Annotated in this window: 21 protein-coding genes; 17 read left to right on the top strand and 4 right to left on the bottom strand. The window is 35.0% G+C overall.

Annotated elements, in window-relative coordinates:
• Nucleotides 1–19: 19 nt before the first annotated feature.
• From HOO91_18085 to HOO91_18070, 4 genes are all read left to right on the top strand, one after another.
• Nucleotides 20–1,216, top strand: coding sequence for a glucose-1-phosphate thymidylyltransferase (locus HOO91_18085; protein NOU19469.1), 1,197 nt, complete (start codon nucleotides 20–22; stop codon nucleotides 1,214–1,216).
• Between the two features lie 175 nt (nucleotides 1,217–1,391).
• Nucleotides 1,392–3,848, top strand: coding sequence for an endopeptidase La (gene lon, locus HOO91_18080; protein ID NOU19468.1), 2,457 nt, complete (start codon nucleotides 1,392–1,394; stop codon nucleotides 3,846–3,848).
• A gap of 74 nt (nucleotides 3,849–3,922) precedes the next feature.
• Nucleotides 3,923–4,402: a pantetheine-phosphate adenylyltransferase gene (coaD, locus tag HOO91_18075; GenBank protein ID NOU19467.1), complete on the top strand. Its 480-nt coding sequence runs from the start codon at nucleotides 3,923–3,925 to the stop codon at nucleotides 4,400–4,402.
• A 10-nt stretch (nucleotides 4,403–4,412) separates the two neighbouring features.
• Nucleotides 4,413–5,831 carry a TlpA family protein disulfide reductase gene (locus HOO91_18070; GenBank protein ID NOU19466.1) on the top strand — a complete coding sequence of 473 codons (1,419 nt, stop codon included), beginning with the start codon at nucleotides 4,413–4,415 and terminating at the stop codon, nucleotides 5,829–5,831.
• Here the strand turns inward: HOO91_18070 and HOO91_18065 are convergent.
• Nucleotides 5,828–6,451, bottom strand: a complete 624-nt coding sequence (locus tag HOO91_18065; protein NOU19465.1) for an NUDIX domain-containing protein — start codon at nucleotides 6,449–6,451, stop codon at nucleotides 5,828–5,830. The two genes, HOO91_18070 and HOO91_18065, sit on opposite strands and share 4 nt — an antisense overlap.
• On the opposite strand from HOO91_18065, the gene HOO91_18060 reads away from it, so the two are divergent.
• Both HOO91_18060 and HOO91_18055 read left to right on the top strand, forming a co-directional pair.
• On the top strand, nucleotides 6,450–7,076 hold the full coding sequence (locus tag HOO91_18060; GenBank protein NOU19464.1) for an orotate phosphoribosyltransferase: 627 nt from the start codon (nucleotides 6,450–6,452) through the stop codon (nucleotides 7,074–7,076). The two genes, HOO91_18065 and HOO91_18060, sit on opposite strands and share 2 nt — an antisense overlap.
• An 84-nt stretch (nucleotides 7,077–7,160) precedes the next feature.
• Nucleotides 7,161–7,574 carry an SRPBCC family protein gene (locus HOO91_18055; protein ID NOU19463.1) on the top strand — a complete coding sequence of 138 codons (414 nt, stop codon included), beginning with the start codon at nucleotides 7,161–7,163 and terminating at the stop codon, nucleotides 7,572–7,574.
• On the opposite strand, the gene HOO91_18050 is transcribed toward HOO91_18055, so the two are convergent.
• Nucleotides 7,571–8,314, bottom strand: coding sequence for a biotin--[acetyl-CoA-carboxylase] ligase (locus tag HOO91_18050; protein NOU19462.1), 744 nt, complete (start codon nucleotides 8,312–8,314; stop codon nucleotides 7,571–7,573). The genes HOO91_18055 and HOO91_18050 overlap by 4 nt on opposite strands.
• A 204-nt stretch (nucleotides 8,315–8,518) precedes the next feature.
• Here HOO91_18050 and HOO91_18045 point away from each other — a divergent pair, with 204 nt between their 5' ends.
• From HOO91_18045 to HOO91_18005, 9 genes are all read left to right on the top strand, one after another.
• Nucleotides 8,519–8,827, top strand: coding sequence for a helix-turn-helix domain-containing protein (locus HOO91_18045; GenBank protein ID NOU19461.1), 309 nt, complete (start codon nucleotides 8,519–8,521; stop codon nucleotides 8,825–8,827).
• 300 nt (nucleotides 8,828–9,127) lie between these two features.
• Nucleotides 9,128–10,765: a hypothetical protein gene (locus HOO91_18040; GenBank protein ID NOU19460.1), complete on the top strand. Its 1,638-nt coding sequence runs from the start codon at nucleotides 9,128–9,130 to the stop codon at nucleotides 10,763–10,765.
• An 84-nt stretch (nucleotides 10,766–10,849) separates the two neighbouring features.
• Nucleotides 10,850–11,014 carry a hypothetical protein gene (locus HOO91_18035; protein ID NOU19459.1) on the top strand — a complete coding sequence of 55 codons (165 nt, stop codon included), beginning with the start codon at nucleotides 10,850–10,852 and terminating at the stop codon, nucleotides 11,012–11,014.
• 530 nt (nucleotides 11,015–11,544) lie between these two features.
• Nucleotides 11,545–11,724: a hypothetical protein gene (locus HOO91_18030; protein ID NOU19458.1), complete on the top strand. Its 180-nt coding sequence runs from the start codon at nucleotides 11,545–11,547 to the stop codon at nucleotides 11,722–11,724.
• A gap of 446 nt (nucleotides 11,725–12,170) precedes the next feature.
• Nucleotides 12,171–12,596, top strand: coding sequence for a ribosome silencing factor (gene rsfS, locus HOO91_18025; protein NOU19457.1), 426 nt, complete (start codon nucleotides 12,171–12,173; stop codon nucleotides 12,594–12,596).
• A gap of 37 nt (nucleotides 12,597–12,633) precedes the next feature.
• Entirely contained in the window at nucleotides 12,634–14,676 is a 2,043-nt protein-coding gene (gene hflB, locus HOO91_18020; GenBank protein NOU19456.1) for an ATP-dependent zinc metalloprotease FtsH, read from the top strand.
• A gap of 1 nt (nucleotide 14,677) precedes the next feature.
• Nucleotides 14,678–14,884: a DUF2007 domain-containing protein gene (locus HOO91_18015; protein NOU19455.1), complete on the top strand. Its 207-nt coding sequence runs from the start codon at nucleotides 14,678–14,680 to the stop codon at nucleotides 14,882–14,884.
• On the top strand, nucleotides 14,881–15,708 hold the full coding sequence (locus HOO91_18010; GenBank protein ID NOU19454.1) for a phosphatidate cytidylyltransferase: 828 nt from the start codon (nucleotides 14,881–14,883) through the stop codon (nucleotides 15,706–15,708). Before HOO91_18015 ends, HOO91_18010 begins: the two co-directional genes overlap by 4 nt.
• 28 nt (nucleotides 15,709–15,736) lie before the next feature.
• On the top strand, nucleotides 15,737–16,399 hold the full coding sequence (locus tag HOO91_18005; GenBank protein ID NOU19453.1) for a phosphatidylserine decarboxylase family protein: 663 nt from the start codon (nucleotides 15,737–15,739) through the stop codon (nucleotides 16,397–16,399).
• A 4-nt stretch (nucleotides 16,400–16,403) separates the two neighbouring features.
• Here HOO91_18005 and HOO91_18000 read toward each other — a convergent pair whose 3' ends face one another.
• Both HOO91_18000 and HOO91_17995 read right to left on the bottom strand, forming a co-directional pair.
• Nucleotides 16,404–16,919 (bottom strand): hypothetical protein, encoded by a 516-nt coding sequence (locus tag HOO91_18000; protein NOU19452.1) that lies wholly within the window; start codon nucleotides 16,917–16,919, stop codon nucleotides 16,404–16,406.
• A 71-nt stretch (nucleotides 16,920–16,990) separates the two neighbouring features.
• Complete coding sequence (locus tag HOO91_17995) at nucleotides 16,991–17,914, bottom strand: DMT family transporter (GenBank protein NOU19451.1); 924 nt, start codon at nucleotides 17,912–17,914, stop codon at nucleotides 16,991–16,993.
• A gap of 129 nt (nucleotides 17,915–18,043) precedes the next feature.
• Between HOO91_17995 and HOO91_17990 the strand changes: the two genes are divergently transcribed.
• Nucleotides 18,044–19,144 (top strand): AI-2E family transporter, encoded by a 1,101-nt coding sequence (locus HOO91_17990; GenBank protein ID NOU19450.1) that lies wholly within the window; start codon nucleotides 18,044–18,046, stop codon nucleotides 19,142–19,144.
• 48 nt (nucleotides 19,145–19,192) lie between these two features.
• Nucleotides 19,193–20,122, top strand: a complete 930-nt coding sequence (locus HOO91_17985; protein ID NOU19449.1) for a T9SS type B sorting domain-containing protein — start codon at nucleotides 19,193–19,195, stop codon at nucleotides 20,120–20,122.
• The last annotated feature ends 390 nt before the right edge of the window (nucleotides 20,123–20,512 follow it).

Below are 20,512 nucleotides of genomic sequence, written 5' to 3'. Positions count from 1 at the left end.
TGCTTTAACGGATATAGTTATGCAAAGACACCACATATTATTTGATGATTCGCGTAGGCTAAACCTACTACCTTTGACCTTCACCCGCCCTGTTGCAGAAATTCGCATAGGAATTCTGACCATTAAGGAGAAATGGGAGAAGTTTCTAAACGCTTCCTGTTCCTACTTAACCGCCGATTATCTTCGTGAAAAGTTTCATCCCGCTAATGGCGAAATGGAATCGTGTTTAATTAATGGGGGTGTAATTCCTGATCAAGAATTATTCGATTCAATAATAAAACTAAGAGTTGGTGAAGCATTGGTGTGGAAGGAAATGGTTATAGCAGCCATTCTACCATCAACTCCAAATCCATCCTACATACCTTTATTTGAAGATTTTAAAGAAAGAAAATATCTTTTAGAGAAGCCCTTTATGGTCTTAAATCCCTGGGATATCTTTTCTCAAAACAAAAAAGCAATAGAGCAAGATTTTGAGTTACTAACCAAAAATCGAATATCAGAGCCAATATCAAAAACTAATCAGGTTATAAATCCCGAGAATGTATTTGTTGAGAAAGGGGCAAAAGTTGAGTGTGCTATACTAAATGCTAATAGTGGTCCTATTTACATTGGTGCTGACTCTGAGATTATGGAAGGTTCAATTATACGTGGCCCTTTAGCACTATGCAATAATTCAATTCTAAAGATGGGTGTCAAAATTTATGGACCAACTACCATTGGCCCACATTCTAAGGTAGGGGGTGAGATTAATAACTCAGTGTTTATAGGTTGCTCAAATAAGGCTCACGATGGTTTTCTTGGAAATTCGGTTATAGGAGAATGGTGTAATATTGGGGCAGACTCAAATAACTCCAATCTCAAAAACAACTACGCAAATGTAAAACTTTGGAACTATCAAAAGAAAAGTTTTGTGGATACTGGTTTACTGTTTTGTGGATTAATTATGGGTGATCACTCAAAATGTGGTATCAATACTATGTTTAACACTGGAACAGTTGTGGGAGTTAGCGCAAATATTTTTGGTAGTGGTTTCCCCCGAAATTTTATTCCCAGCTTTTCATGGGGAGGCGCTCAAGGATTTAGTACCTATAGTATAGACAAAGCCTTTGAAACAGCAAGATTAGTTTTTGAGCGTAGAGGGTTGTCCTTTAACTCTATTGAGAAAAGTATCCTTCAACGTGTCTTTGAACTTACTGAAGAGTTCAGAAAGTTTTAATTTATCAACTAATTGTCTCTAAAAGATATTTAACTTTAACGATAAAATTATTCCAAAAACTTGGGTTAATAGCCAATTACATTTTATTGGCACATACATTGCAGACCTATACTTCCTATTGTTGAAATGCTTGAGCGTGACATGTTGTCACCTCGTTTAGATGGAGATTTTTAAGATGAGTAGAAAATTTGAAATAAAAATTGGCAACCCAATATTTATTGATTCGATAGATCAAGATTCAGATTTTATTCCAATAATAACTGATGAAAATGCACCGACCATTAAAGATGCAGACATTCCAAGAGTAATACCAATACTTGCACTTCGAAACACGGTATTATTCCCCGGAGTAGTAATTCCAATTACCATTGGTCGTTCTAAATCGGTGAATCTTATTCGTGAACTGAGTACAAAGAAAAAAATATTAGGTGCAATATCCCAGATTGATTCTAAAATTGAGGAACCCGAGACTAAGGATTTATTTAAAGTTGGTACCATTGCTCAAGTTCTCAAGGTTCTTGAAATGCCTGATGGAAGCACTTCTGTTATCCTTCAAGGTATTCGCAGATTTGAGGTTGAGGAATTTCTTGGAGAAGATCCATACTTTACAGCAAAAATAAACTTTTTAAAGGATGTCTATCCTCATGATGATGATAGAGAATTCAAAGCAATTGTAGGATCAATCAGAGATTTATCTCTAAAGGTTATCAATCTATCACCCAATATCCCACACGAAGCTTCGTTTGCGATTAAAAACATTGAAAGCAACCATTTTCTTGTAAATTTTATTTGCTCCAACGCAGATATCCAAAATACCGAGAAACAAGGGTTACTTGAGAAAAATGTTCTTAAAGAGCGCGGAGTTCAATTACTTCAATATCTTACAAGAGAGGTTCAACTGCTTGAACTAAAGAACGACATACAAACCAAGGTTAAGCAGGATATGGATCAACAGCAAAGGGAATACTTCCTGCATCAACAAATGAAAACTATTCAGGATGAGCTTGGTGGAAACCCTACTGAAAAAGAGATTGAGGATCTTAAAAAGCGTGCTTTAGAAAAAAAATGGGGGAAAGAGGTTGCAGAAGTCTTCGAAAAGGAGCTCGAAAAATTACATCGTATGAACCCGATGGCTGGTGAGTATTCCGTACAACTCAATTACGTTCAGCTACTACTTGACCTCCCTTGGAATGAATATACAACCGATAACTTTGACCTAAAACGTGCCAAAACCGTCCTTGATGAGGATCATTTTGGTCTTGAACAGGTAAAGGAGCGAATTCTTGAACATCTAGCAGTATTAAAACTCAAAGGTGACATGAAGGCACCTATTATCTGCCTATATGGCCCTCCTGGCGTTGGAAAAACATCTCTCGGAAAATCAGTTGCACGAGCACTCGATCGTAAGTATGCTAGAATTTCACTAGGAGGTCTTCATGATGAAGCGGAGATCCGTGGTCATAGGAAAACATATATCGGGGCAATGCCCGGACGTATTATCCAAAACCTAAAACGAGTAAAATCTTCGAATCCAGTATTCATCCTTGATGAGGTTGATAAGGTTGGAAAAGATTTTCATGGAGATCCGGCCTCTGCCCTACTTGAGGTTTTAGATCCTGAACAAAATAACGCTTTCCACGACAACTATCTTGAGATTGAGTACGATCTATCCAGAGTACTTTTTATTACAACAGCCAATAATATTTCAACTATTAGCTCCGCACTTCGCGATAGAATGGAACTAATTGATGTTAGCGGTTATATAATGGAGGAAAAAGTTGAAATTGCTAAGCGTCATCTCATTCCTAATCAACTTACTGAGCATGGACTAACCCCTGATAATGTTGCTTTCAGCAACAAGGTAATTGAAACAATGGTTCAAAATTACACCCGTGAAAGTGGTGTCAGGAGTCTTAACCAAAAAATTGCAAAAGTTGTTAGGCAGATAGCCAAAAAGATTGCCTTTGAAGAGAAGTTTCATAAAAATCTAACCGTTAAAGAGGTACAAACAATACTGGGTATACCTAGATATGTTAAGGATCTTTATCAAGGTAATGATTTGGCTGGTGTGGTAACTGGACTTGCTTGGACCGAAACTGGTGGCGAAATTCTATTTGTTGAAACGAGCCTTAGCCGTGGAAAAGGGAATCTTACAATAACAGGAAACCTTGGCGATGTAATGAAAGAATCAACTGTTATTGCCCTTGAGTATATTAAAGCGCATTCAGATCTATTGGACATTAAACCTGAGATTTTTGAAAAATGGAACGTTCACCTACATGTTCCTGAGGGTGCAATTCCTAAAGATGGCCCTTCGGCAGGTATCACTATGGCAACGTCAATGGCTTCGGCATATACACAGCGAAAAGTTCGTAAAGGTGTCGCAATGACAGGCGAAATAACTTTACGAGGAAAAGTTTTGCCAGTAGGGGGTATCAAAGAAAAAATACTAGCAGCAAAGCGTGCAAATATAACCGAGATTATTTTATCAGAAGAGAACAGAAAAGATATCTCTGAAATAAAAGATATTTACATCAAAGGGCTTAAATTCGTTTACGTTGAGAATATCATGGATGTGTTTAAGTATGCTCTGCTAGAGGAAAAAACAGAAAATCCTTTAACCATCGATTAGAGCAATTTCGCTCAATCGGAGAAGGGTGGTGTTTTGGACTTATTAAAGTTATCTTTTATACAAATATTTACCGAATGGAAAAGGTTGCCGTATTCCCTGGATCATTTGATCCATTCACTGTAGGTCACGAATCGATTGTTTTGCGTGCCCTTTCTCTCTTCGATAAGATAATTATTGCCGTTGGCTATAATACTAACAAAAAATCGTTCTTTTCAATAGAACAGAGGCTTGCAATTATTAGAAAGGTTTTTGATAATGAGTCACGTATTGAAGTGATAAGCTACGAAGGGTTAACGGTTGAACTCTGTAAAAGAATAAACGTTTACTACATTCTCCGTGGCCTTCGTACTTCTGACGATTTTGAGTTTGAACGTGCTATAGGTCAGGTCAATAAAGCAATGCATCATGAAATCGAATCTGTTTTCCTATTAACAGCCCCTGAGCACTCATTCATCAACTCAACAATAGTAAGAGATATCTTAATACATAATGGGGATCCATCCCTATTCTTACCCAAATCTATCAATATAAAGGATTATTTCCCACACTCATAGTAATATATCGATGATTAAAATTCTTATAAAACCCCTTATAGTCTTTTCCTTACTTTTCTTTGTTAATGCTGTATTCTCGCAACAAGCAACCATCATTGGTAATTCAAAATTTTACTCAAACGACGAAATTGTTTTTTATCGATATTCAGATCTTATCACTATGTCTGAGGAAGAAATGGGTCGTTGTAAGGTCGATGATAAAGGCAATTTTAGCTGTCAGTTCAAAATAAACGAAACAACATTTCTATTTAGCCATCTTGGAATTTACCGAGTTTACCTTTTTATTGAACCAGGGAAAACTTACAATCTTGCTCTACCTGAAAAGGAAGATAAAACTGAAGCACAAAGGTTAAACCCCTATTTTAGGGAAACCGATTTATTTGTAGGAATCACCAACATTGTTAAAAATGATATCAACTTCCTTATTAACTCTTTCGATTTATCGTTTAATGAGAAGTTTGATGCTATTATAAATGATTCTTATAAGGGCAAAAGCAATATCAATATCGATTCAATGATAAATACTATCGAGAGTCGCTACACTAACCAAAAACAAACATACTTTGACACTTATAGGTACTACCGCTATGGATTGCTTAAGCAGATTACCTATATACAAAAGGCGAAAAGCACATCGGAGCATTACTTTCTTAACAAGCCTGTTCAGTATAATAACACCGCCTTCATGGAGTTATTCAACCTCGTTTACGATAAATACTTCATCTTTTTCTCACGAACAGAGACAGGAAATGCTGTTTTCAAGAATATAACACAGGAAAAAAGTTTATACAATTTGAAGAAAACGTTAGCCACAGACAATGTCCTTGCAAACGATACGCTTAAAGAACTAGTGATTTTAAAAGGTTTGCACGATGGCTTTTTCGACGATAAATTTTCGAGATCTGCACTTCTAACAATTCTGGATTCACTTTACTTTACTTCTAAAATACCCGAACATCTTGTCATTGCTCAAAATATTCGGACAAAAGTAACACACCTTTTAGCAGGATTTGTGCCAGCACCTTTTGAACTATACGATTCTAAAAGAAGTCTCATAAAACTTGATGATTTCAAAGGGAAATATATCTACCTAAATTTTTGTACAAGTACAAGTTATACCTGTTTGCAAGAATTTACTTTACTAAAAAAACTCTACGATAAGCATAAGCAAATGCTTGAGATTGTCACAATTTGTGTTGATAAGGATAAGCAAGACATGAGCAATCTGCTAAAAAATGCTGGTTATGATTGGACATTCCTCCACTATGGAAATAAACCGGAAATTGTGAAGGATTTTGATATTAGGGCTTACCCTACATATTTTCTTATTGCACCAGATAGGAAACTTTTGCTATCGCCCGCCCCCTCTCCTCGTGAAAATTTTGAGATCCAATTTTTTAAAATACTCCGTTCTAAAGGAGAAATTTAAACTATGCCTTTAGCAATTAGAACCTCACGAATTGTATCATAAGTATTATTCAATATTTCATCTAAGCGATTTGCAGGAAACCATTTTGCTACAGAAATATCTTCTGCCTGTTGAGGAACAAGTGGTTCATTGCCACTATATAGCATGTTAAACCAATGTGTTTCCTTTAAAATAATTGAACCCCCTTGCTTGTAGGTATGGTAGGTATTTTTAATATGTTCCCCTAAAATTAAATTGGATATTCCCGTTTCTTCAGAAACCTCACGAACGGCAGCGTCTTCAATTTTCTCATCAGGCTCTAACTTTCCCTTTGGCAAATCCCATTTCCCATACCTAAAGATGAACAAATACTCCCCTTTGCTATTCTGTACAAGTCCTCCTGACGCTTTAATGATGCGGAACATTTTACAAAAGTCCTTAAGCATAGATTGAACATTCTTTCCAGAAATAAAAACATTTTCTACTTGAACCGCTGATTGAAAAAATTCGAGTATTTTTGAGAGTTCTTGTAAAGAATTGTAACTGGTGAATAACCCATTTTGACTATTAAAATTCAACTCTACACTATTTGTGAGAACAATTTTACGTTTATCAAAATAAATTGAACACTCTTTCGACATGATACAAAATTCAGTTGTGCTTAACCTTCTCCAAATTAATGCAATTAAACTAAATCCTGCAAATCCTTTTACATGGGCTTCGGGTTGGAAATCGCCAATTTACTGTGATAACCGAAAAACACTCTCATATCCAGTGGTTCGCAATCTAATCTGCGAAGGGTTTAAGCAACAGATTATAGAAAAATACCCAGATGTTGAAATAATTGCTGGAGTAGCTACTGGTGCAATCGCACATGGAATGCTTGTAGCCGATAGACTTAACTTACCTTTTGTTTACGTTCGCTCAGCACCCAAAAAGCACGGGCTTGAAAACCTTGTTGAGGGGGATGTTAAAGCTGGGCAAAAAGTGGTTGTAATTGAGGATTTAATATCAACCGGGCAAAGCAGTTTAAATGCGGTTGAAGCCCTGAGAAATGCTGGTTGTGATGTCCTTGGAATGCTAGCTATATTTACTTACGGATTCAATCATGCAGCCGACAATTTTAAAAAATCTGATGTTAAAATTGACACCCTCGCTAATTACTCTCAACTTATTGATATTGCAATAGAGCAAGGATTTGTCAGCAAAGATCATTTAAATCTTCTCAAATCGTGGCGCAATGACCCCGAAAATTGGGGAATGTAAATTGCAATTTGAATATCCTTTTTTTTACATTATTTTCAAAGTTTTTAACAGCTCATAACAAACAACCATCAACCCTAATAACCCATGACCGAATTTGAAAGTAAAATAGTTTCCATTCAAAGAACTCCACAGGATATTTTTAGAGTAATATCTGACTTTAGACTATTTACCCCTTTTATCCCCCAAGATAAACTGGAGGGATGGGAGGCAGAAGAGGATTGCTGCCGCTTTAACGTTAAAGGAATTGGGCAAACAGGATTAAAAATTGTAGAGAAAGATCCTTACAAAACGGTAAAAATTACTGGTGATGGTAAACTACCATTCGAATTCTTTCTGTGGATTCAACTTAAAGAAGCAACTCCTTACGATACAAGAATGAAACTGACTCTTAAAGCGGATCTTAATGTAATGTTTAAAATGATGCTTCAAAAGCAGCTTGAGGAAGGAATAAATATGTTGGCGGAGCAAATTGCAGCTGCGTTCAATCGGGGTATCTAAATTTCGAAGGCTATCTCTTTGAACCCAAATGATTTTTTTTGACCATCCTCCATTTCGAGGATAATTTCGCCTGTTGGTTTTATGCCAGTAATTCTGGCCTTAAAGAAGCCATCCACACTGCTATAATTATAAAAGTTCTGAAATCGATAAAGAGATTTTAAATAATCTTCAGATATTTTTTCTTTTAACCCGCATTGTAGCTGAAGATATCTCATTTGGATTGAAACAACAAGTTCACTTAGCACAACCTCAGGACGATACTGCAAACCTGTTAAAAGTGTCATTGATATAGGGTTTGGGATGTTAGAAGAAAACACAACTTGGTTCAGATTTATACCTATACCTATTATTGAGACATCTAGAAACGGTGTGCTAAAACTATTCTCGATTAAAACACCTGCTATTTTTTTCTCACCAATATAAATATCGTTAGGCCACTTAACACAGGCATCAACTTTATTATTTTTAAGCCAATCGCAAATTGATAGTGCGATTGCTTTTGAAATCATGAATTGCTCCTCAACCCTTAAAAAGTTAGGACGAAGCAGTAAACTAAATGTAAGATTCTCACCTCTTTTGCTCTCCCAAGTGTTACCCCTTTGACCTCTACCTTTCTCCTGAAAAAAAGCAGCAACTGCCAACCCCTCTTGCTCCCCTTCTTGAGCCAATTTCATACAATAGCTATTTGTTGAATCTACACTTTCGAGCCAAATATACTGAGGTTCAAATACCCTATCCATAGTAAATTTTATTTAGCAAAGGTAATGGTTGTTTAATGCTAACAACAATGATCAACCCTATTATCATTGATAAAAATATAATACTACTTATTAATTACGCCTAAGCACTTACTATTCTTATAATATATTTTAACAATTCATAGAATAAATATCTGTTTTTTTTGTTTAATTTTATATAAGATATTAGTCTAATATAAAATCATTATGGAACTCACGAAGTTTAAAACCTACATTGAACATTTAGACTCTCTAATAGGAAAGGAATGCACTGGTACCGCCGACGAGTTTGCACAAAAACTTGGGATAAGCGAACGCACTCTTCAAAACCATCTACAACAACTTCGTGGGATGGGAATAGATGTAATTTATGATCATTACAAAAGAACCTATAAGTACTCACAAAAAGGCAGGATTTTCTTTGGCTTCGATGCCAAGGAGATGTCAGAAATAAAAGGTGGCAGAAGCATTTCTCAAAATAAAATCACTTCATACTTCCAAATTCTATATAATTAATACATGTTCTACAACATCTATTTTCTCATTGAAGTGCAATGAGGTTGCACTCCTGCTCTTTAATTTTGGCTAAAACAAGTTTGTATTTAACTGATAAATGATTGACAATATATTGCATTGCAATTTTAAATTTAAACAAAATAGTTGCAATACATTTAATTTATTTAGTGACACAAATTTTGGTGTTTAATTTAGATGATTGACTATCAAGAGATCTATCTAAGATAAACAATAATGAATTGGCAATTTTCCACTCACAGATCAAATTATTATTAAATATTAACCATAAATATTCATAAAATGAAAGATCTCCTTGTATCCGTTGTCAAAATGCTTTTAAAAAGCAACAAAATTAAAATAGATTTTGAGGAGTTGGAATTTCAACTTCGCTCTCACCCTACATACCCGAGTTTACATTCCATTACAGGAGTACTTGATCATTTTTCGATAAAGAATTACGCATTAGAAGTTCCTAAAAATGCTGAAACATTAGGTCTTTTGCCAAGTAACTTTTTAGCCCTCATAAAGGAAGAGCAGTTCAATGGATTTGTATTGGTTAGTAGGCTTAACCAAAGACTTCAAATATTTTATAACGATAATAAAAAGAAGATAATATCTGAAAATGAGTTTATAGATATTTGGTCTGGAATTGTAGTGATTATTGAGGAAGATAACAAAGTAATCATCCAAGATTCAAAGAAAGAAAACTTTACGAACAGGAATATCTTAATAGCAACCATTGCATTAATCACGGTCTTCTTTGTTTATAAAAACACGTTATTTCCAACAGTTCATTTTCTTTTATCGTTAGTGGGACTTGCTGTGTGTATCCTTATACTACACCATGATTTAGGTATTAGCTCCAAAGTGCTCAGTAAATTTTGCTCTGAGGGTAATAAAAAAACAAGTTGTGATGAAGTATTAAAATCGAAAGGAGCTAATCTTTTCGGTTATTTCAAATTAAGCGATGTTGGAATTATCTATTTTGCATCCTTAATCCTATCCTGGATTTTAGTGAAAAATAGTGGCTATAGCAATTATCCCTTAATCATAATTTCTCTACTTGCGCTACCATTTACCTTCTTTTCCATTTTTTATCAATTTAAAATTGTTAGAAAGTGGTGTTTGCTTTGTTTGAGTGTTGTTTCAATTCTTTGGTTGCAAGCAATAGCTATTATTTTTAGCAATTTTCGTTTCAATGAATTACAGTTCAACCTAAACGCCATACTGATAACGACTCTTTGCTTCCTCATTTCCTTTGCTTTTTGGCGATTTATTTCACCGAAATTTAAGAAGGAACAAGAATTAAATACGTTAAGAATTGAGCATTTTAAATTTAAGCGTAGCTATAACATTTTCAAATCACTTATTGGTAACTCTAATCAAATCAATACGCGCATAAATATTACTAATGAAATTGTTTTGGGCGACAGCAAAGAAAACGCACTTCTTGAAGTTGTTGTGATAACTAATCCTTTATGCGGATTCTGTAAAGAAGCTCATCGATTAGTTGAAAAACTAATAAAAATAAAGGGAAAGAGCATAAATATCATCATCCGATTTAATGTAAAGGCCGATCTTGACTCTATTGATGCAAAAATATCATGGCGATTACTAGAAATCTACAACATTAATGGAGATCAAATTTGCCTAGATGCAATGCATGATATCTATAGCACAACACTTCCTAAAGATTGGTTACTCAAATGGGGAGAGCCCAGCAAATCTGAATATATACCCATACTAACAAACGAGAAAGGGTGGTGCGAACAGCACAATATCAACTTTACCCCAGAGATTTTAGTTAACGGGAGATCATTTCCTAGAGAATATGATAGAATTGACTTGGTAAATTTTGTCGATGATATTATTGAAGAGGAGACTGAAAAAGTCAACAATCATACACCTGAACTAAACTTAATAAATCAAGATAATTAACAATATTCTCTCGCGAGGAGTAGACACAGAACTTGAGTGTCTTTAAATGATCAGGTTATATTTTAATCTTTAATTTAATTTGTTATGAAAAATTTAAAAGAATTAACTGGCGTTAAAGTACTCGCCAAAAATGAGCAAAAATTAATTAAAGGAGGTTTGGGTTGTTCAATAGAAGATCCAACATGTCCTCCTTATTCGTATTGTTATATTTTTAATGAATACGGGGATGGTCGTTGTGTTCCCTTGTAAGTATTCTAGAAACTATCGGGCTCTTTTCCCTGATAGTTTCTTATTCAGAAAAAAACAGATTAACAGTTAAGGTAAAGAAATAACTTCTTCTCTTGCAAGGAGTAGACATAAAACCTGAGTGTCTATAAATGATCAGGCTATATTTTAATCTTTAATTTAATTTGCTATGAAAAATTTAAAAGAATTAACAGGTGTTAAAGTACTCAGTAAAAACGAACAAAAATCCATTATTGGCGGATACGCTTGTGTAGAACCAGGTTATTGGTGTCCCGAGGGTACCTATTGTTGTCATAGAGGTGCTGATTATCACATCTGTAAAGTCGAAGGATATCCTTGTTAGTAAACCAATTAAGACTCACTAGAAGTTATTTGAAAAATATTTCAGATAACTTCTTTATAAATATTTGAGATAAAGAATAATCCATTACACTTAGCGAAGATACATAAGGTATTCCCTTGAGAAGAGAAGACACAAACCCTGAGTATCTTTAAATGATCAGGCTATATTTTAATCTTTAATTTAATTTGCTATGAAAAATTTAAAAGAATTAACAGGTGTTAAAGTACTCAGCAAAAACGAACAAAAAGCCATCACTGGAGGCATTGCTTGTGATCCCGAAGATGGTTATTATTGCCCAGTAGATTCGTACTGTTGTATACAGCGTTTGTCTTGTTATACTAGAGAAACATTTCTTATATTGTGCCATTAGACAAAAATCATCAAATCAAGAATTTATCTGGCAGATAACTTCTTTTTATATTATAGAGAATAATCCATTTCGCTTAGCTAAGACATGTACAATAATCTCTTGTAAGGAGTTAGCACAAAACATAAGTACTTAAAAATGGCTTCCCTCTTCAAGTGTCAATCTAAAATTTTGGGTTAAAGTTCCACCTAACTACAAATAAGGGCAGCATTATAAGCCAAATTCCGTAATAACATGAGTTAGATATAAGCATATCATCTTGAATTTCAGCACAACATTAGATTGTTATTTTGTCATGCCAATAATAATGGCATGATATTTATGCTTCACCCCTAATCTATTCTAAATAATAAATACTCAATGAGATTTATGTGGTTTTAGAATCCTTCCAAACTTGACTAAATAAAAAAATAATTACCTTTGTCAATTAAAATGAATAAATCTATTTGATGGGGAAAAAAAGAAAAGTATTAGATGTTGAATCTCTGGTTGAATCAATAGTTGATGCAATACTAGATAAGAAGGGGAAAGAGGTTACATCACTTGCAATAGGAAAACTTCCAAATTCTGTTTGTGATTATTTCATTATATGTCATGCCGATTCTACAACACAAGTTCATGCTATAGCTGAAAATATTGAGGTTAAAATTAGCCAAAACCTTAACGAAAAAGTTTGGAAATCTGCGGGTTACGATAATTCAATTTGGGTGGTATTAGACTATGTAAATGTTGTAGTACATATTTTCCAAACTGAGTGGAGAACATTTTATAAAATTGAAGAACTTTGGGCAGATGCTCAGACTAAGCGTTACACAGATGAACCTGTGTCTGAAGTTGTCAAGCCAAAAGTAAGATCGAAAAGACTTACCAAATAAACATTCGAATTTTAACAATTTGTGATTTTTAAATATTATGGCCGAAAAAAACAATAAACAAGATAAGAATCAGGATAATAATGACCCCTTTTTTGGTGGCGATGGCGGTAGTGTGAAGAAGACCCCAAAATTCAATGTGTACTGGGTTTACATCCTAATAATTGCAGCCATTTTCTTTCTTAACTTTTTCTATAGCGGACGAAATGCCATTGAATCGAACTGGCAAGAGGTTAAAAATCAGATGTTAGCAAAGGGGGAGGTTGCAAAACTAATAGTTGTCCGCAATCAAGGAAAGGTTGAGGTTTTCATTAAAGAAAAAGACCTTACCAAATATGCTGAAAGACTTGGAAAAGGTTTTAATGCTGTTCCTAAAACAGGACCCCACTTCTACTTCACTATTGGTTCAATTGAAACATTTGAAAAGCAACTTTCTGAAGCCCAAACTACTTTAGCTGAAGCCGATAAAATATACCCACAGTACGAAGAAAGACCAAACTACTTCAGTGATATCCTCAGTTGGCTACTTTTCCCTCTGATCCTAATTGGTATCTGGATATTTATATTCCGCCGGATGAGCCGTGGCGGAGGTGGTGGTGCTGGGAATATTTTTAATGTTGGAAAATCAAAAGCTCAACTTTTCGATAGAGAATCTACCTCAAGAACAGATTTCAAGGATGTAGCAGGTTTAGAAGAAGCTAAGGTTGAGGTAATGGAAATTGTTGATTTCCTCAAAAATCCAAAAAAATACACCGACTTAGGTGGCAAGATCCCTAAAGGAGCACTACTCGTTGGACCTCCAGGTACTGGTAAAACATTACTTGCAAAAGCAGTTGCGGGTGAAGCAAATGTTCCATTCTTCAGCATGTCAGGTTCTGATTTTGTTGAAATGTTTGTTGGGGTTGGAGCATCAAGAGTTCGTGACCTTTTTAAACAAGCAAAAGACAAAGCTCCTTGTATCGTTTTTATTGATGAGATTGATGCTATTGGGCGTGCAAGAGGCAAAAACTCCAATTTCTCGTCAAATGACGAGCGTGAAAATACACTTAATCAGCTGCTCACCGAGATGGATGGCTTTGCTTCGAACCAAGGTGTAATAATAATGGCTGCAACTAATCGTGCCGATATCCTTGATAGAGCGTTATTGCGTGCTGGACGTTTTGACAGACAAATCCATGTTGAGCTACCAGACAGTAAAGAGAGACTCGAAATATTTAAAGTACACTTACGACCATTAAAACTTGAGGAAGGACTTGATATCACATTCCTTGCAAAGCAAACACCAGGTTTTTCAGGTGCAGATATTGCTAATGTTTGTAATGAGTCCGCACTTATTGCAGCAAGAAAAAACAAGCAATCGGTTCAAAAACAGGACTTCTTGGATGCTATCGACAGGATAATTGGGGGTCTTGAGAAAAAGAATAAGATTATTTCATTAGACGAAAAACGGACAATTGCGTATCACGAAGCAGGTCATGCTACTGTAAGCTGGTTACTTGAACATGCAAACCCCTTGCTTAAAGTCTCAATTATACCACGCGGTCGCTCTCTAGGTGCAGCATGGTATCTACCTGAGGAAAGACAGATAACTACCACAGAGCAACTATTTGATGAGATGTGTTCAGGCCTTGGAGGCAGAGCTTCAGAAGAAGTTACATTTAATAAAATATCAACAGGAGCACTCAACGATCTCGAAAAAGTTACAAAACAGGCGTACGCAATGATTGCCTACTTTGGTATGGGTAAAGCAACTGGAAATGTTAGTTTTTACGATTCATCGGGACAAAACGAGTACTCATTTTCCAAACCTTACAGCGAAAAAACAGCAGAATTGATTGATAAAGAGGTAAAGGAATTAATTGATAATGCTTACGCACATTCAAAAACAATACTTATTGAGAATAAAGAGGGTTTAACCAAACTCGCAGAGCTCCTTCTTGAACGTGAAGTGATATTTAGTGAAGATCTTGTAACTATATTTGGCCCGCGCAAATCTTTAAGTCGTGAGGAGGAGTTTGAAAAGGAAATTCTTCAAGCTCAAAAAGATCAAAACGGAGAAAAAAAGGAACTAGATAACAATTAGGATGGAAGATAATTGGGTGTCAATTTTCTCAAGCAATAAACCATGGCAGGCAGAAATTGCCAAACAGGTTTTGTTTGAGAATGGTATCGAAGCTGTAGTTATCAATAAACAGGATTCATCCTATACCTCATTTGGCGATGTAGAAGTTTATGTATCCCAAGATGAAGCTGAAAAAAGTAAAGAACTCTTAAAGAATATTGAAAATTGAGCAATTTTGTTTTAAGAACAATTAGTGGGATACTCTTTGTTACTAGCCTTGTTGGTGCGCTGATTATTGGGGAAATTCCCTTCCTAATCGTTATTGGAGGGATATTGATTCTCGCTATGTATGAGTTTTATAGTTTAAGTTTAAAGGCTAGAATAAAACCACAGTTTTCGCTTGGCCTCCTAATTGGCCTTACTGTTTTCATCGGAACATATTTATATGCAACAGGGCATATTGAAGCAATATATCTACTTGGATTTACACCATTGATTACCAGTGTATTTATCTTTGAACTTTACCGTAAACACAAGCAACCCTTTCATAATATAGCTTACACTCTTTTAGGAGTTTTCTATATTGCCATTCCCCTTTCCCTTTTCAATCTCATCGCTTTTAAAGCGGAGACACTTCAACATACATTCTCTTATGAAATACTTTTAAGCTATTTTATACTTATTTGGGCAAACGACACTGGTGCATATCTTTTTGGCGTAAGTATTGGGAAGCATAAGATATTTCCTAGGATTTCACCAAAAAAATCGTGGGAAGGTTTTATAGGAGGATTAATTTTCACAACAATTGTTGCGTGGATCATTTCACTTAACTATTCTAATATTAACTTTGCGCACTGGATCGCAATCGGATTACTCAGTGCCATAATAGGTGTTTTTGGTGATTTAATTGAATCGATGTTCAAACGCAGCATTGACGTAAAAGATTCGGGCAAGTTTTTACCAGGACATGGTGGAGTGCTTGATAGGTTTGATGCAGTTTTTTTATCTGCACCTATAGTTTTTGCTTACTTAAAAATAATGATGTTAATATAAATCAATCTCATAATCTAATTTTATTCTCGTGAAAGTTCACAAAGAAGGATATACAATAATTTCAGTAGCATTTTTTGCAACCCTGATTATCAATCTGATAATCTATTTCTTTTTTGGTAAGGTAGGAGTTTATGTCATACTTTTACCGTCACTATTATTACTAGGTTTTATTTTGCGCTTCTTTAGAGTGCCCAAAAGGAGTATTGAAACAAAGAATAATTGCATATATGCCCCGGCAGATGGCACTGTTGTGACCATTGAAGAGGTTGAAGAGAATGAATATATTAAATCGAAGTGTATTCAGGTTTCAATATTCATGTCGGTTTGGAATGTTCATATTAATTGGTTTCCAATAAACGGAACCGTAAAATATTTCAAATACCATCCTGGGAATTACTATCTGGCTTGGCATCCAAAGTCATCAACACACAATGAACGCACCTCTGTAGCCATTGAGCGTAAAGATGGTATGCCTCTTATGATGCGCCAAATAGCAGGTGCTGTTGCTCGAAGGATTATTTGCTATGCAGAGGAAGGTAAACCCGTCAATCAATGTGAACAGTTAGGTTTTATTAAATTTGGATCTAGGGTTGACCTTTTTCTACCCCTTGATGCCGTTATTAAAGTTAAACTTAACCAAAAGGTGACTGGTACTCAAACTATTGTTGCTGAAGTAGCGGAAAGAGTTTAGCGCTTTAATCAACGTAAGACGAAAAATCTATCTTTTTCAAAACCCCTTTTTTATCGAAAATAAAAATAAATTTTCGCATTAACTCTTTACTATACAAATTAATAGAATCTGCTTGATTAGTATTTAAATCCTTAAAGGATTTAAAAAAATTATCCCTACTCATTCCCGGAACAACTCCATTGAGCAAGGGAAACTTGTTATCGGTTATAACACCACCCAAAAGCATTTCCCTATTGAAATAAGTTTTATAGACAAACACCTCCGATTTTCGATAATAGAACTGGAATATTGTATCTACCTTCTGTGAATCGTGTTTATTTCTGCGTATCATTCGCTTAAGTTTTACATCTTTACTAAACTGTTTTTTTAAAGATGCAATAGTTTCGCTTTCACCAAATGGTTTCTCTAAAAATTGGTCCACTGCTACGGATTGCTTGCTTTCGGTTACCAAACCATTTTTTAATGATCTACAAGCAAACACAAGAGAAATAATGAGAATTAGAAATAATATCTTACGCATTTTCAGGGATTTATGATAAGCGAAGTTAACCCATTTAGGTGATGAGAACAAATTCTAAGATAAAAAACAGTTTACAGGAAAAACAACATTACCCCTCCAACAGTAATTAAAGCCCCAATCAACTCTTTTGAATTAAATTTTTCCTTAAAGATTAAAACAGCGGGTGCAATTATTATAACTGGCACTATTGACATAATGGCAGATGCCACACCCGTTGAAGTATATTTTATGGATAAAAGCGAGAACGAAACACCAAGAAAAGGGCCAAAAATAGCACCAATGGAAATTTTTGTGATTGCTTTTGAGTCTTTAATCGCGATTAGAAGTGATTTCCAACTATTTAAAAAGAAAAATATTGCTACAAAACCAATAATACCTGTTATTACTCTTATTTGAACAGAAGCTATCACATCATAATTCTGCATCCCTATTTTACTCAGGACCAGACCTCCTGCCTGTCCCACTGCACCTCCAAATGCAAGCAAAAGACCTGAGATAGGATAGTTTAACTTAAACTTTTTATTATTTGTATCGGAGACCTCCTCATCTGGATTAAATTCTCTTTTTAGAATAACAAGTGCAATACCAACAAAGGTAAGTAACATTCCTATTCCCTGCTTAGCGTTTAAATGTTCACCTAGCGCAACCCAACCAATTAGAGCCGCAATGGGTGGAGCAAGAGCCATTATCAGCATCGAAATTCTTGCGCTAATTACCTCATAGGATTTAAAAAGGAAAAGATCGCCTAAAACAAATCCTACCAACCCAGACAAGGAAAGCCATACCCATTGATAATTAGTAGCATCCGTAGGCAAAATCAATCCCCTTGAGACCCATGAATAAATACTTAGGAAAACCAAGGCCATGCAAAGTCTTATCAGGTTCACTGAAAGAGAACCAACCTTTTTACTAGCAGATTCGAATGCTAATGCTGTTACAGTCCAGAATATGGCTGTTAATAATGCTGCGTACTCGCCGATATGATTACTAAACATAATTGATTTTTAAACAACTATTAGAGAACAAAGGAGGGAACTAGTTTAGCTATCATCAAAAATAAAAAATAAAACATCCAATTTTGAAATTTAGTAGATTTGGTGTAGGTTTGAGAAAAATAGTTAGTAATGAACACTTTAGCTAAGTACATAATAATCGGTGCAATAGTAACCATTATTGGCTTTTTACTTTGGTATTTTTCGTCAATAATTGCATACATCCTAATATCGACCGTGCTTTCTCTGATGGGAAAACCTATTGTTGATCTCATCTCAAAAATAAAAATAAAATCATGGCATCCCCCAAAGGCATTTGGTGCTGCAGTTGCATTGATTGTGATTTGGATCCTATTCTATTCTTTTTTTAGAGTAATGATCCCATTGGTTATTAATCAAGCCAACGAGCTTGGAGAGGTAAATGTCTCACAGATGATCAATAATTTCTCGCAACCTATTGCGGATATAGAAAAATTTGTGCGTGAATACTTACCCTCATCCAATAATTTCGCTGTAAAAGAATTCTTATCAGATAAGCTAACGCATATGTTCAGCATATCAATGGTTTCGGACCTATTCAGTTCCACAGCAAATCTACTGATGAACCTTTTTATTGCTGCTTTTTCAATATCCTTTATCACATTTTTTTTCCTAAAGGAGGAGAAACTTTTTTTCGAAGGATTACTTATGCTTTTCCCCGAAAAATATGAGCAACAGATAGAACATGCTCTTGTTAGTGTAAACCAACTTCTTAGGAGATATTTCATCGGTATTATCATTCAGAGTTTATGTATAATGACGCTAGATACCATTGGGTTAATGATTGTTGGGATTAAATTTGATACTGCAATTGTAATTGGTTTAGTTGCAGGAATACTGAATGTTATACCATATGTGGGGCCATTGACTGGTGCAATTATGGGTGTACTAATTGGGGTTGCTACAAACCTGCAACTCGATTTCTCCACTCAACTCCTACCAATGATAGGTTATATACTATTAGTTTTTGTAGTGACTCGTATTATTGATGATATACTTTTTCAGCCACTCATCTATTCGAGTAGCGTTAATGCGCACCCTCTCGAAATATTTATTGTAATACTCATTGCTGGGAGCATTGCTGGAATACTTGGTATGCTACTGGCAATACCCGCTTATACTGTAATTAGGGTATTTGCCAAAGAGTTTTTTAACAAATTCAGGGTTGTTGAGAAATTAACTCGAAAAATTTAAATTTGGATAAATCGCTTTCACTATATTTACACAACTAAATGGCATAAAATGCAAAAGACCGGATTTCGTAGAATCACCATTCTGGTTTTAATGATCTGCTTTGGTACAAGCAATTCATTATTTGCCCAAACTGCGGCTGATACATTGGGGTTCAAGTGGAAACTTTTAGAGGTACCAGATCCAACCACTGGGGCAAAAATTCAATTTACACCTCTTATATCTGCTCCATCAGAATTCACTAGTTGGGATTTTGGTGATGGAAATACTTCAACCACCGATTCAATTGCAATTCACTCATATGGAACTGTTGATACTTTTGATGTTTCATTCAAATTCAAGATTAACTCAATTGATTCAACTATAACCCGAAAAGTTTTTGCAAACTCTGCAGCTTTTTACGATAGATTAGATACAAATACCAAAGCAACTTATGTCCGCATATTTAGAAGTGCTTTTCTATTCCCCCAAAACGACAATTTATTATTGGCTAACATGCGTTTTGAGTGGTCAGTAAATGGAGTTGTCTTGAGTAATATTGACTTTGATAGCCCTTTCGGTCAGTATCCAAATATTCGCTACACATTCGAAAGCGGTGGGATTAATACAGTAACTCTTAAAGCTTGGAATATTTTAAATCCTGCCCAAACAATATCATTTACCAGACAATTTAATATTCTACCAAATCCCGGTACAGATAAAGCTAAGTTCACAGACGTTCCAAATGTTTTTACTCCAAATGGCGATAATATCTTTGACTTTTTTGAGGTATCAACCAGTGGATTATCAAGGCTTGTATTCAAAGTTTTCTCACGATCAGGTTCTTTGGTCTATCAAAATCAATCCTACTACATTAAATGGGATGGGAAAAACGATAATGGAAAAGATCTTCCAGAGGGTATATACTATTACATAATAGAGGATCTTGATGGTTTCTACGAAAACACTAAAGGATTTGTCTATATTTTTAGGGGTAATTAGTTTCTAATAATTCAACCGCTTAACTATCTTCGGCCTTTTTATTCAATTTAACTATTTTAGATAAGTTCTTATCTCTTAATAGTACGATATTCTAATTTAACGTCAGTTTGATGTAAGGTGTCATCCTGAGCGAAGTGAAGGATATAATTATCTATAGACTAGGTGCTTAACTCTGTTCGGCATGACAAAGTAACAATCTAATGCTCTGCTTAAAATCAATATGTTATGCTTAGATCGAATTCACGTTATTTTAAAAGTCCAAAAAAAATTATTGAGGTGTTTATTTAAATACTATTATTAGATTTGCATTCTAACCATAGAACGCATGAAGTTTACAGGGGAAAACATAATAGAATTTTCAGGCAGGTTTAAAGACGACTTTTCGTGCTT

This window comes from Bacteroidales bacterium (genome assembly GCA_013141385.1).
Taxonomy (GTDB): Bacteria; Bacteroidota; Bacteroidia; order Bacteroidales; family Tenuifilaceae; genus UBA8529.
Note: the sequence above shows the minus strand (reverse complement) of the source record. Positions and strands in the feature narration are given on the sequence as shown.